The organism is Bremerella cremea, assembly GCF_039541315.1.
GTDB lineage: Bacteria > Planctomycetota > Planctomycetia > Pirellulales > Pirellulaceae > Bremerella > Bremerella cremea.
In genome coordinates this window covers 2498536-2511880 of sequence record NZ_BAABFZ010000003.1, presented here as the reverse complement: position 1 = coordinate 2511880, position 13345 = coordinate 2498536, and the positions used below count along the sequence as shown (strand labels likewise).

The window sequence follows — 13345 nt, the reverse complement described above, 5'->3', positions numbered from 1 at the left end:
TTTTTTGCGTTGCTGGCACCTGCTTGCTTGCTATCGGAACGCCCGATTTCGACTTAGAATAATGGTTTACGAATTCCACTAATAACGCGTGCTCTCTTGGAGTTGCGCTGCCTGTCGCGCCCCTGGCAGCCTCCACCGAACGAGCCCGCAAGTGATTAACTCGAGCGGCACTTTCGATCGACTATGACCGTATCCGACTTCACGAAGCTTGCCGACAATTCGAAGGATGCAAGTCAGTGGCTTTCGCAACTGAAGATTGTCGACGCGGCGCGCGGGCGCGAAAACCTGAATAGCTTCGTTCGCTTGAACCTGCCCATCGACCTGCAAACCTTCTTGTGCCAACAGTTGGCCGAGTCGCTTCCGACCTGCAGCGACCCTGACATGGCGTTGAACAACCTCGAGCGTTTGTTCAGCCGCAGTCGCAGCCCGTTGAGCCTGGCGGCGATGTTCGAGCGTGACGCGGCGTCACTGCATACGTTGATCCGCATCTTCAGCTCCAGCCAAAATCTTTCCGATCAAATCATCACCGATCCGGAAAGCTTCGAACTGGTTCGTATCACCGATGGGCAACCGGCAGCACGGCAGTACCTGGTCGACGAGATCGTGGCCGAGATCGCTCAGCTGCACGAAGAAGCAGCCATCATGAAAGCGCTCCGGCGATTCAAACGCCGCGAGACACTTCGCATTGCCTATGGCGACTTGATCTGTAATCAAAACATCGAGACCGTCACCCGGCAGATTTCGTTTCTGGCCGACGCCCTGATCGAAGCCGCCTACCAGGCCGCATGCACGTTGGTATCGTTGCGGTTTGGCAGTCCGATGGCACGAGGGAGTCGCAACGGTCGCCCGGCATCGCCACGCTTCAGTGTGCTGGCCCTCGGCAAGCTGGGCGGCTCGGAACTGAATTATTCCAGCGACATCGATTTGATGTTCCTTTACGACGGCGAAGGCAACACCGACGGCGAACGGAGCATCACCAACAAAGAATACTTTGAACGCGTCGGGCAGCGTCTGGTCAAGCTTCTGACCGAACCGACCGAACTGGGAACGCCGTACCGCATCGATCTGCGACTTCGGCCGGAAGGTAGTCGGGGTCCGCTGATCAACCATCTGGAAGGGGCGTTGCACTATTACGACATCATGGGGCGAACCTGGGAACGCCAGGCCTTTGTCAAAGCTCGTGCATGTGCCGGCGACATGAGCCTGGGGGAAGATTTCCTGCAGAAGCTCGAACCGTGGATCTATCAGCGCTACCTCAGCCGAGCCGACATCACCGGCATCAAGGCACTCAAGCGACGGATCGAAAAACGAGCCACCGGCGCCGGTGCTCCGGATGCCGACGTAAAGACCGGGCATGGCGGGATTCGTGATGTCGAGTTCGTGATTCAGTTCCTGCAGCTTCTTAACGGCGGCGACCTTCCGCAGATTCGGACACAGAACACGCTCGAAGGAATTCGCACCCTGGAAGAAGTGGGCTGTTTAACGCTGCAGGAACGCACGATCCTGAAAGATCACTACAGCTTCCTGCGAAAACTCGAACATCGTTTGCAGATCATGTTCGACCTGCAAACGCACTCGCTGCCAGGCGATCAGCGCGAACGCAACAAACTGGCGCTGCGGATGGGCTATGTCGATGATCACGAAGGCAAAGCACTCGCCAAGTTCGAAAGCGACTTCCAGGAAAAGACCGAGCTCAATCGTCGTATCCTCGATCACTTGCTGCACGACGCTTTCCCGGATGACGAAGTCACCGCGCCAGTAGTCGATCTGGTGCTGGACCCTGAACCAACAGCCGATGCGATCGACGAAGTCCTTTCCGACTTTGGCTTTCACGATCCAAAGGCAGCGTACGAAAACCTGATGGCGCTGACGCGCGAACGAGTTCGCTTTTTGTCGACCCGTCGTTGTCGCCACTTCCTGGCGGCGATCGCTCCGCAGTTGCTCGAAGCGATCTCGCAGACGCCTGATCCTGACTCGACGCTGATGAACCTTTCCCAGGTCAGCGATTCGCTCGGCGGCAAAGAAGTGCTGTGGGAATTGTTCAGTGCCAACTTGCCGACGCTGCACTTGTACGTGCGGCTGTGTGCCGGTAGCCAATACTTGTCGAACGTCTTGATTAGCAACCCTGGGATGATCGACGAGTTGATGGACTCGTTGATGCTCGATCGACTTCCCAGCCGCCGCGTGCTGGAACAGATGTTGCTCGAGCTCTGCCGTGGTGCCGAAGACATCATGCCGATCCTGCACAGCTTCAAGAACCTGATGCACTTGCGGGTTGGCGTGCTCGACATTCTGCGACGCAAAGACCTGAACGCCCGACTGCAAACGCTTTCGGATGTGGCCGAGGTTTGTTTGCATCAGATCGTCTTCCGCGAGTATCGCCAGCTGGTGGCTCGCTTTGGTGAACCTCGTTTACCCAATGGCAAGCCTTGCGATCTGATCATTCTGGGCCTGGGTAAGATCGGTGGCGCCGAGCCCAACTATCACAGCGATCTCGACATCATCTTCGTTTACGAAGGAGATGGAAACACGGTTGTCGACGCTCGCCATCGTGGCGCCAGCTCGACCACCAACCAGCACTTCTTCGGCCAGCTCGGACAACGCATCATTAAGAGCGTCAACGAACTGGGCCCGTATGGTCGACTGTACGAACTCGATCCACGACTCCGACCGACCGGCAAGAGTGGCCCGATGGCGGTCACGCTGGACGATGTTCTGGCCTATCACGAAAAGGGCCAGGGCGAACTTTGGGAGCGCCAGGCCCTGACCAAAGCGCGGCCGATCTTCGGTTCGGAAGAAGGCTGTGCCGAAGCGACCAAGACGATTCGCAAGGCGATCACCTGTCGTCCTTGGAAACCATCGGATGCAGTTGAAATCCGCCAGATGCGGGCCCGTCTGGAAGAAAGCGCTTCCCGAAACAACATCAAGCGTGGTCCTGGCGGCACGGTCGATATCGAATTTGTCGTCCAGATGTTGCAGATGAAGTATCTGGAGCAAAGCCCCGAGATCCTGGTCCCCAACACGCTCGACGCCCTTAAACTGCTGCACGAGAAGGGCTATCTCTCGACCGAAGATCACGAGCTCTTCCACAAGGCGTACGAATTCCTGCGGATGGTGGAAGCACGTTTGCGGTTAATGAACACAACCGCAAGGCACGACTTGCCGGAAGAACGGCTTGAAGTTGCCAAGCTGGCTTACCTGCTCGACTACAGCGATCCTGCGACGCTGCTGAAAGAGTGTCGTCAACTCACCCGCGAAACCCGTCGACGCTTCGATCAGATCTTCGCCGCTGCCGCTCAGGGCTAATCGCCCATTTAACGCAATGCTCTGTCAGGCAGCATCCGATTTTATGTCTGCGCGATTTTACCGGCAACTGCTACTTCGTTTAGCAGTGCAGCCCCGCCTATCGGAGGGAATCCCCACCGAGCTAGGGTTGGCAGGTAAAGATTGCTCACATAATTCTAAGAATCAATATTCTTCCTTTACCGCCCCATATCGATCCTCGAATCCGTCGTAGCAGATGGAACGCGATATCATTTTGGGCTGCTTTTGGAGATCTGGAGCTCACCACCCAGAACAATGGAACGCGATTTGAATCTACGGATATGCAATCGCAATTCTCTCCTAATTCTGCTTCCCACCTTTTCCCCTGGGAGTCCCGCGCTGTGAAGTCATCCCATTCCAACCGGACCGGTTTTACGCTGGTCGAATTGCTGGTGGTTATCGCAATCATCGGCGTCTTGATTGCTTTGCTTCTTCCCGCCGTTCAACAGGCACGTGAAGCTGCCCGCCGGATGCAATGCACCAACCAGCAGAAACAACTTTCGCTGGCACTGCACAACTACCACGACACCTACAACAAGCTGCCGCACAATCAGCAGCCACAGATTGGCGGGGCAGGGGATCTGGAACGTGGTCCTTCGTGGTTCGTTCGGATCTGGCCATACATCGAACAGCGCGCCGTCTACGATCAGATCGTCTTCGCGGGCGATTGGAGCATGCAGGATGGTCCGAGTCCGAATCAAAACATCATCGATGGCCTCGTGCTGCCAGGCTTAAACTGTCCATCCAGCCCACTCCCTGTCACTCGCGAACTGGCAGCTTACGGCAGTAGCGACCCAGTCGAACTGCAAGTTGCCAACTACGTCGGCATTGGTGGTTCGTATTGGCAAGGTGGCACCACGTCGACCGTCAGCAACTTCTCTGGCAAGTCGAACGACTTCGGTTGGGGCCAGTCGGTGCATAACGGAATGATCGTCCCTTGCGACAGCGGCCCTGGTTCGATCAGCTTTGCTTCGGTGACCGATGGCACGAGCAACACAATGCTGCTGAGCGAACAGAGCGACTTCTTCCTGAATGCCAGTGGCGACAAGATCAACCGCCGTAGTGGTCGGTATCGTGGTGCGGCATGGTGTGGTGGTAGCGACACGCCAGGTTGGTCAGCCAACGTGACGACCATTCGTTATGCCATCGCCACCACCGGAGGCACCGGCAATGAAGCTGACTATCACGAGAACATTCCTCTGTTGTCGGCTCATCCGGGCGGTGTGCTCACAGGCCTGGGCGATGGCTCGGTTCGCTTCTTCTCGGAAACGACCGACTTCGCGATTCTGACTGCCCTGGCCGACCGGCAGGATGGTGCCGTCGTTGGCGAATACTAAGGAGCCCGGCACCATGCATCAAGCCAAGTCGAGCCTTGCCTGGCTCTCGGTTGCCTTGCTGGTCGTGCTCGTCGGAGGTGGCTGCACGCCATCTCCGTACGGGGACCTGGGGCTGGTAACCGGCACCGTTACCTACGAGGGACAACCTTATCCCAACGCGATGGTATTGTTCACGCCGACTGCTGGCGGCAGGCCTTCCCGTGGCATTACCGACGAATCGGGCAAGTACGAACTGATCTACATCCGCACGACGCGCGGTGCTTTGCCTGGGGATCATACTGTGATGATCACCACGGTTCCACCTCCAAGCGAAGAGCGAAAGATCTTCAAAGAAACGCTGCCGCCGCGCTACAACACGCGGACGGAACTGCAACACACCGTCGAACTCGGCGAGAACGTCATCGATTTCGATCTGGAAAAGAAATAGGTTACGTGGGGCAGGTGCGCTGTCGAACTTCGGTTCGGCAGCGCACGCGCCACGTAATTCTGTAACGGGCCATTTGCCAGCGAAGCCGTCGCTAGTTATTCCGTCGTCCGAGTTCACGTCCCGAGGGTGCGGTGCGTTCTTGCTGGGCTCTCGGAGCGATCATGCCTGGTCGCGATGGCCCGCGATAAAGCTGCTGCTCGGTCCGCTCGGTCGCGCTGAGTCGATTCCGGACGAGCGGGTCTCGTGTTGTTCTTTGAGTGCCGAGCAGCGGCGTCGAATAGTTGCGAATCGGCTTCACCGAAGGCAACACGTTGTCGGCCGCATCCCGCACACGGACATCACGCTTCGCCGGAAGAATCGGCAGCTTGCCAGCGACATCGTAGTTTTGCCGCAGCAATTGTTGCTCGACCGGACTTCGCCGCGAGCGACCATTGTAGAGCGTATCGAGCACACGCGTTCGTGGCGAAGGATCACGACGCATGTAGTAAGGGAGCGTCGGCTTGGGTACGTAGGCGGGTTCGTCCCCGCAAGCTTCACGGGTCGGGGCCATGCCGGTGGTGAAGAGAACGCTTCCGGCAATCAGACCGATCAGCAGGTGTCGCATTGCTTAGACTCCTCTGCGAATCAGGCCTGATGGCAGTCAGGCCTGGGTCAGTTTTCTTTTTGGTTCTGACGGGCTTCGTATTCGGCGAAGTCAATCATATCGGCATGGAAGGTCATGGGCAGCACAAAGATCTTACCGTCACCCATTCGCCCGCTTCGCGCGACCGCGACGATCTTTCGCACCGTTTCTTCCACGCGCGAGTCATCGAGCCACATGCTGATTTCGATCTTCGGCAGAAAGGTCTTCGAGTACTCACTCTCGCTGTACTCGTCCAGGTAATTCTTCTGCCGACCAAACCCTTTGACCTCGCGGACATTCAATGCTTCCAGCGGGGCACGGCTGAGCGTGTCGAGCACTTTCTCGGCCAGGTAAGGCTTAACAATGGCGATGATCTGCTTCACGTGACTGAATTCTTTCGCGATCGGAACGAAATCCAAGCCGCCGGCGGCCGCATGCAACGACCGATCCTGCTTCATCTTATGGTAAACCGTCAGGGGGCGAGAACGCTAGGGATCGTTAGAAACTTGTCCTCCTCGCCCCGGGGCACTACAATCGATGCTTCCCATACGTTGGGTAAGCCTCCCCCCTGAGATTCCCCCCGAAAGCTCTACGCAGTCGATGACGCCGCGGCATTCCAATGCGAAAGCCTCGCTCGGTAAACGTGTTATCACGTTTATTCTGTTGGCAACGATGGTGGGTTGGGGCTCAGGGATCTCGGTACCTCTGCCGAATTTCAAAGACACCAGCGTTCCGTTCATGTGCCAGGATCATGCCTGCTCGTGCCGAAACGCTGGCAACTGCTGGAATCACTGTTGCTGTTTCAGCCGGGGCGAGAAGATCGCCTGGGCCCAGAAACAGAACGTCGCTCCCCCTGAAACCTTCCTGGCAGAAGTTGCTCGCGAGACGGACACTTCCTCCGAGTTCTGCGGCACCAAGCCTGCGGAACTGCAACCGAACGTGCTGGAAGCCCTTTGCTCGCTCCGAGGGTTCAAGTCGAAGCCTGCGAAAGCAAGCTCGTGCTCTGGTGGATCGTGCGAGGTGGCCGCTGCTGACCCGGCTGAACCGCCACCGTTTCGCCCGGTCTCGCTCTCGAATGACATGCGTTGCCATGCCATTGGCAACGTGACTCTGGTTTATTGCCCGGTACTGGAACTCGATCTCGGCAATGGCGAACTAGTCGTGCTGAACGACGAAGCCATGTCGAACCCGGGCATCTTGCGGCCTGATTCTTTCCTGGCTGCTCCCGATCCGCCACCGCCGCGGGTCTAACGTGTTTCGTCCTTCTTGAACCTCTTCCAGGGAATGCTGCGCGCTGGTCGCGTGGTGAACTGGTAGCGTTCGAGAAATTCTTTCAGTCATCGCCTTGTGGATGGTGTCGCTGCGCATGTGCGTATCGAGCGTCCATTGGCATGGCGAGGACTTCTTACGAACACGTTATTAAGTACTCAACCTAACTATGAACAGACGACAAGCGTTTACGCTGGTCGAACTGCTGGTGGTGATTGCCATCATCGGCATTTTGATCGCGTTACTTCTGCCTGCCGTGCAACAAGCTCGCGAAGCTGCACGACGCATGCAATGCACCAATAACCTCAAGCAAATGACGCTGGCCCTGCACAATTACGACTCGGCCTTGCGTAGCTTTCCGCCAGGAGGTCTCGGTTATCCGATGGTCTGGTCGGCGCAAGCACAACTGCTTCCCTACGTCGAACAGGGCAACCTGCAAGACCTGCTCGATTTCACGCAGCCACCGATGGCTTCGTTCGGCGGTCCGCTGCAAAACGAGAACGCCGCCAAGACCAAGATCGCGATGTTTCTTTGTCCGAGCGACAAGGATAGCGTGCCAGGGTCCGAGTACGGCGGAATCAGCTATCCGGCTTGTCTGGGTAGCGGCATCAACAAAGTTGGCGACAGTTCCGACGACGGATCCAACTCCAATGCCGATGGCGTGATCTTCTCGCTGTCGAAGATCAGTTTCCGCGACATCACCGATGGAACGAGTAACACGGTGGTCTTCTCCGAGCATTTGCTCGGCGATGGAAACACTTCCGCGCCAACGAACTCGGACTATCGCCACCGCGTCATCGAGCTTACGACCTCGACGCAAACAACCGAGTCGGCCTGCACAGCCAGTGGTGCTCCGGCCTGGTCCGGGCAACGTGGTGCGAAATGGATCAACGGGCATCTGGCCGACACCATGTACAACCATTGGTACGGTCCGAACTCGAAGAACCCTGACTGCCACAACGGGTATCACAACTTCGCCATCACCAGCGCCCGCAGCCAGCATCCTGGCGGAGTTCAGGTCGCCATGGCTGATGGCAGTGCCCGGTTCGCTTCCGAAACGATCGACCTCACCATCTGGCGGGCGATTGCCACGCGCGGTGGCGGCGAAGTAGTCGGCAGTTTCTAAACGCTCTATAACCTCTCAATTCATAAGTGAATCACATGACTCGAATATTTTCCGCAATGCTATTAGTAGCAAGCTTTGCATCCCTTGCTTCCGCCCACGACACCTGGGTCCAGACCAATACCAATGTACTGCGTGTCGGCGACGTCGCTCACGTTGACTTGATGCTTGGCAACCATGGAAACGAACATCGCGATTTTAAACTTGCCAGCAAAATCAGCCTTGATCCTTGCACATTGACCGTCGTTGCCCCCGACGGCAGTATTACTGACCTGAAACCGAAAGTGGTCGATCTGGGCAGTGCCCCGAAAGAAGGCTTTTGGTCGGCGCGTTTTGTACCTGAGAAATCTGGTATTCACACTGTTGCCCATACCCTCGACACGCTTCACAAGACAACGCGTGCCATCAAGAGCAGCAAAACCTTCTTTGCCGCCATCGACTCGCTGGACCAGTTGAGTTCATTCAGCCAACCAGTCGACAAGCCTCTGGGGCACCCGCTGGAATTAGTTCTGAAAACCAATCCCATCGGTGGCATCGCCCCTGGACAGCCGATTGATGTCGAACTGCTGTACGAAGGCAAACCGCTTCCGGAGGCGCGCATCACCTTTATTCCCCGGGGCCAAGATTTGGCGGAAGGCTTTGACGAGAACTTCGAACGTTTGACCGACGCCGATGGCCGAGCCACATTCACTCCGCAAGAGGGCAACTACTACATGGCAGTTGTCCATCACCGCGCCCCTGAACAAAAAGGGGACGACTACGACCAGACGGCCTATTCGGCCACGATGGTCTTCTATGTCCCGCAGATCGGATGGGATAAGTCCTAATCCTTTCCGCATCTTTTTTATCCTACTTTTTCAGTTACCTATACCAATTTTCAAAATACAATGCGCAACTATTCTGGCTTCACATTGGTCGAATTGCTGGTGGTGATTGCCATCATCGGCATTTTGATCGCGTTACTTCTTCCCGCGGTGCAGCAGGCCCGCGAGGCCGCGCGGCGAATGCAATGCACCAATCAGCAAAAGCAGTTGGTGCTGGCGATGCATAACTATGAAAGTACTTTCCGGAAATTCCCCGGGCTTCCTTTTATCAGTCAGTATGGCTTCAGTGTGCAGGCCAAAATCCTTCCCTTCGTAGAACAAGGGAACCTGCAGGAGCTGATCGATTTCGACGTTCCCTTGATGACAGGTTCTGGAGGAAGCCAAACGATTAACCCGGTCCACGGTCCCGTTGCCGAAACCGTTGTGGAACTCTTTCTTTGCCCCAGCGATGGCCAAGATCCGATGTTCGAGACCAGCAATAGCGGCAGCTTTATGTTTGCCGGAACGAACTACGTGGTCTGCACCGGCGACGGCACCGATACGAACTACGACACCCGGGCCGAAACAAACGGAATGTTCTGGCAGGGGTCACAAGCACAGTTCCGCGATATTACTGACGGAACCTCCAATACGGCGATACTCTCCGAGTCACTGCTAGGCGATAAGTCGTACACATCTGGAACAGTAACCGATCCCAAGCGTCAAATGGCACGCTATGGCGGTGGCGGCATGGGAGGCAATGGTGAAGGGTTCACCGGGGCTCCGGGGCACAACCCCGATATGAATACCGCTGCTTCTGCAGCCGGCAACATCGATGGTCGCGGGCGAAGTACGTGGCTTTGGGGTCGCGAACACCTCACTTCGTTCAATACCTATATGACCCCCAATAATTCAGCCCCTGATATTCATCGCAACGGTTTTGGATGGTTTGCACCTCGCAGCCAACATCCGGGCGGGGTTCAAGTTGGCTTAGCTGATGGCTCGGTGAGATTCGTTACCGAGACGATCAACCTGGGCACATGGCATGCCCTGGGCACCAAAGGGGGAGGCGAAGTCCTCGGCGATTTCTAATAGCGGTTCGCCTCTTCTTATTTCATTTTCACGGCCCCCGGTTCCCGTCCTCTTAAGGGGACGAGAACCTTCGGGTGCCGTCTATTTAAGTGAATCACATGAACACATCCATACCGACCCCAAGCCCGATACTAACTAGATCGCTAATTGCCTGGGCAATTCTTATGCTCGGAATACTGGCCACAAGCGTGTGGGCCAACGACGCGTCGACGGAGGCCCCGTCGAAGTGGCCCGCTTTTTTAGGCCAAGGTGCCACGCAGCTTTCTCCAGAGAGTTTACCGCTAGAGTGGAGCCCGACCAGCAACATTGCCTGGCACACCAAGCTCACTGGCACCGGCCAATCGAGTCCGGTGATCTGGGGAAACCAAGTCTTCGTGACCTCGATTGAAGGGTCGATGAAGAACGAATGCCTGGTCACCTGCCTTTCGTTAGACGATGGTCAGATCCTCTGGACCTATCAAACTCCATCCGCTCAACCGGTACGAAGTAACTATTTCCAAAGCCGATCGGCTCCCACGCCCATCGTGGATGCGGAAAGCGTCATTGCTTTTTTTGAAACCGGCAAGCTCGTCGCACTATCGCACGACGGCAAAGAACTCTGGACACGTAATCTCAGCGAGGAATACGGCGAGTTTGAAGTCCGCATCGGCCTGGCTGCCTCGCTCGCCCAGAATGACAAAACGGCCTTCGTCTTGGTCGACCACGAAGGACCTTCTTACCTGCTGGCAGTCGACAAGAAGTCGGGTAAGACTCAATGGAAGACCGAGCGTTTTAGTCGTCAGAGCTATGCCTCTCCGACAATCCTTTCCATTGGAGGCAAGCCGCAGTTGGTCTGCAGTTCGGCCGGCAGTATCGATGGCTACGATCCCGAAACAGGCGAAATGCTCTGGACCTACGAGGAAGTCGGAGGCAACCGGGCATGTACTCCCCTGGCACTCGCCGATGGCCGTTTCCTGATTGGTGCCTCGCCGGGCATGCACGACGAACATCTCGACGACGCCCAGCAGTCGAACTTCGCTATGAGCATTCAAAAAAAGGAAGGCGAGTTCGAGCCTTCGGTGCTGTGGCGAACCAACAAAGCAATGCCAACTTTCGGTTCGCCGATGGTTCATCAAGGGCTTGCCTATTGGGTTACTGCTTCGGGCGTACTCTATTGCTTCGATGCCGAGACGGGCGAACAGCTTTACGTCAAACGTGCCGGACAACCTTGCTGGGCCACCCCGCTTGGACTGGGAGATCGCATTTATCTGTTTGGGAAAGATGGCCTGACAACCGTAGTCGCCGCTGGTCGAGAGTTCAAAGTACTGGCCAAAAACGAATTGTTTGATGGAGCCACCGAAGTCGGGGAAGCCGACATCAAACGTCGTGAACAGCGGCACCAGCATGGTTCTGGTTCGGAAGGAGAAGGTTCTTCCGGTCGCCGTGGAGGTTCCTCTGGAGGTGAAGAGGGGGACTCGGAACGTCCTACGACTCGCGACGGATTGATCTTCGCCGAGCAGGTTCAATATGGTTATGCGGCCGTCGACGGATCGCTGGTCATTCGTACCGGCAGCGTGGTGCATTGCCTGCGGAATCCATCGAAAGCGAACCAGTCTGGGGAGAAACCATGAGAACTTTTCTTCTCTTGCTGCTAGTCGCTTGTCCGCCAATCGCCACGGGAACCGCGGCGCCGCTCGACTACGAAGAAGCGCCCATTCAGTATTCCGATGCGACTCCCGACACGGTGATTTCACGTCTCCAGAAAGAGATCGAGGCTGGCAACCATGTGTTGCCAGCCGAGGGAGAGCAAGGTTACTTGAAAGCACTGCTCCAGTACTTGGACGTTCCGGAATCATCGCAGATGCTTACTTTCCTCAAAAGCAGCCTGCAGCGACCATTGATAGAACCGCAAAATCCCCGAGCACTTTACTTCGGGGATGATGCCTATGTCGGCTATGTTCCCGGGGGAATCATCGAGCTGATCGTACCCGATCCACGCCTAGGGATGGTTTTCTATACCCTGGACGATCACGATGGAGCCCCGCGAATTCAGCGGCAGGTTTCGCGCTGTATGACTTGTCATGCTTCTTCACGAACCAAGAATATTCCTGGCCTGCAGATCCGATCGATGTACACCGATCCCAGCGGCGAGCCGGTGCTGTCTGCCGGCAGTTTCCGCACGGATCATTCCTCGCCCCTGGAGACACGCTGGGGAGGCTGGTTTGTTTCCGGCACTCATGGCGAAGTCGAGCATCTCGGCAATATGCAGTTGCCCAACAAAAAACGGCCGCGACAAAAGGTGGTTAACACGTCCGGCACGAACGTGACCGACTTGGCCAAGTTCACGGATCTAAGCAAAAACCTGACAGCCGATAGCGATCTCGTGGCTTTAATGGTCTTTGAGCATCAGATGGATGCCCACAACTGGATGGTCCGGGCCAACTACGCCTACCAAATCGATCTACATCGAGGCGAGTCGGAAGCCGTGACCGCCCAATGGAAGAAGGAAGCGGATGCTCTGGTCGAGCACTTGCTGCTGCTTTCCGAAGCGAAGCTTCCCTATCCAGTTCAAGGAACCAGTAACTTCGCGAACGAGTTCTCGCAGCGTGGCAACTTATCTGCGAACGGACATTCACTGCGCGAGTTCGATCTGAAGACACGCATGTTCAAGTATCCATGTAGCTATACGATCGAATCACAGCTATTCCGCTCACTTCCCAAACCGGTGCGGCAATACACCTTGGAGAAGATTCAGGGGGCCTTGGCTTCGCCCGAAGAATTTGGCTGGGAAGAACCTCTTGCCCGTTACACCCCTGAGCAACGCGCCGTGGCTGCACAGATTGTCCGCCAGGCTGAAAGCACAGAAGAAGCCGAATGAGGGATGACTTCGGTGGATAGCTTCGTCATTCAATCCACTAGCGGGCCGCGGGGCCCGCTAGTCGGGGTGCCAGCACTGATACCATGGGGGAAATTTGTTGGAATTCGAGCCCCTGGAAAGCCGATCGCTTTACAGGTTTGGGCGACTCTGTCACCATGAACTTTCGGCCGCTCCGCGTAGCGGTCTTATTTGCTTTCTTGCTTGAAAAAAGGATGCCCCGGATGGCCAAGTCCTACACAAAACATCAGCAGAACATCATCAAGCGGTACTACGACAACAAGGATGCCATCGCCACGCAAAAGCTGCAGGAGAACATCACCGAGCTTTACCTGGCCGAAGGCAAGAAACGAGCCACCGTCTGGAAGCGAATCATCGGCCACCTTGAAAAGCTGGAAGTGCCGAAGGCTCAGATCGATCACCTGGTTCAATCGGACGACGCCACCCTGGTGGCCAAGTACCTGGAACGCATCATGGCCAAGCAGGCCTAGTTC

General features: G+C 56.3%; 12 protein-coding genes. 10 read left to right on the top strand and 2 right to left on the bottom strand.

Features of this window, described 5'->3' with window-relative positions:
- The first annotated feature begins 183 nt into the window (after positions 1 to 183).
- The 3 genes from glnE (at position 184) to ABD890_RS12500 (ending at position 5088) form a co-directional block, all read left to right on the top strand.
- A complete protein-coding gene (gene glnE, locus ABD890_RS12510) occupies positions 184 to 3306 on the top strand; it encodes a bifunctional [glutamate--ammonia ligase]-adenylyl-L-tyrosine phosphorylase/[glutamate--ammonia-ligase] adenylyltransferase (protein ID WP_345089581.1) in 3123 nt (1040 codons plus the stop codon).
- Positions 3307 to 3665: 359 nt separating this feature from the next.
- Positions 3666 to 4661, top strand: coding sequence for a DUF1559 family PulG-like putative transporter (locus ABD890_RS12505; protein WP_345089578.1), 996 nt, complete (start codon positions 3666 to 3668; stop codon positions 4659 to 4661).
- 13 nt (positions 4662 to 4674) lie between these two features.
- Positions 4675 to 5088 carry a carboxypeptidase-like regulatory domain-containing protein gene (locus ABD890_RS12500; protein WP_345089575.1) on the top strand — a complete coding sequence of 138 codons (414 nt, stop codon included), beginning with the start codon at positions 4675 to 4677 and terminating at the stop codon, positions 5086 to 5088.
- 91 nt (positions 5089 to 5179) lie between these two features.
- Here ABD890_RS12500 and ABD890_RS12495 read toward each other — a convergent pair whose 3' ends face one another.
- Both ABD890_RS12495 and ABD890_RS12490 read right to left on the bottom strand, forming a co-directional pair.
- Complete coding sequence (locus ABD890_RS12495; protein WP_345089572.1) at positions 5180 to 5692, bottom strand: hypothetical protein; 513 nt, start codon at positions 5690 to 5692, stop codon at positions 5180 to 5182.
- A 47-nt stretch (positions 5693 to 5739) separates the two neighbouring features.
- The gene (locus ABD890_RS12490; protein WP_345089570.1) at positions 5740 to 6168 is read right to left on the bottom strand and encodes a P-II family nitrogen regulator; all 429 of its coding nucleotides are present in this window, start codon (positions 6166 to 6168) and stop codon (positions 5740 to 5742) included.
- Between the two features lie 142 nt (positions 6169 to 6310).
- Between ABD890_RS12490 and ABD890_RS12485 the strand changes: the two genes are divergently transcribed.
- The 7 genes from ABD890_RS12485 (at position 6311) to ABD890_RS12455 (ending at position 13342) form a co-directional block, all read left to right on the top strand.
- Positions 6311 to 6961: a hypothetical protein gene (locus ABD890_RS12485; protein ID WP_345089567.1), complete on the top strand. Its 651-nt coding sequence runs from the start codon at positions 6311 to 6313 to the stop codon at positions 6959 to 6961.
- 187 nt (positions 6962 to 7148) lie between these two features.
- Positions 7149 to 8105: a DUF1559 domain-containing protein gene (locus ABD890_RS12480; protein ID WP_345089564.1), complete on the top strand. Its 957-nt coding sequence runs from the start codon at positions 7149 to 7151 to the stop codon at positions 8103 to 8105.
- A gap of 35 nt (positions 8106 to 8140) precedes the next feature.
- On the top strand, positions 8141 to 8929 hold the full coding sequence (locus ABD890_RS12475; RefSeq protein WP_345089561.1) for a DUF4198 domain-containing protein: 789 nt from the start codon (positions 8141 to 8143) through the stop codon (positions 8927 to 8929).
- A gap of 60 nt (positions 8930 to 8989) precedes the next feature.
- Positions 8990 to 9997, top strand: a complete 1008-nt coding sequence (locus ABD890_RS12470) for a DUF1559 domain-containing protein (protein WP_345089558.1) — start codon at positions 8990 to 8992, stop codon at positions 9995 to 9997.
- Between the two features lie 164 nt (positions 9998 to 10161).
- A complete protein-coding gene (locus tag ABD890_RS12465; RefSeq protein WP_345089555.1) occupies positions 10162 to 11607 on the top strand; it encodes an outer membrane protein assembly factor BamB family protein in 1446 nt (481 codons plus the stop codon).
- A complete protein-coding gene (locus tag ABD890_RS12460; RefSeq protein WP_345089552.1) occupies positions 11604 to 12854 on the top strand; it encodes a hypothetical protein in 1251 nt (416 codons plus the stop codon). The genes ABD890_RS12465 and ABD890_RS12460 overlap by 4 nt, the downstream gene beginning before the upstream one ends.
- A gap of 221 nt (positions 12855 to 13075) precedes the next feature.
- Positions 13076 to 13342 (top strand): hypothetical protein, encoded by a 267-nt coding sequence (locus ABD890_RS12455; RefSeq protein ID WP_345089549.1) that lies wholly within the window; start codon positions 13076 to 13078, stop codon positions 13340 to 13342.
- The last annotated feature ends 3 nt before the right edge of the window (positions 13343 to 13345 follow it).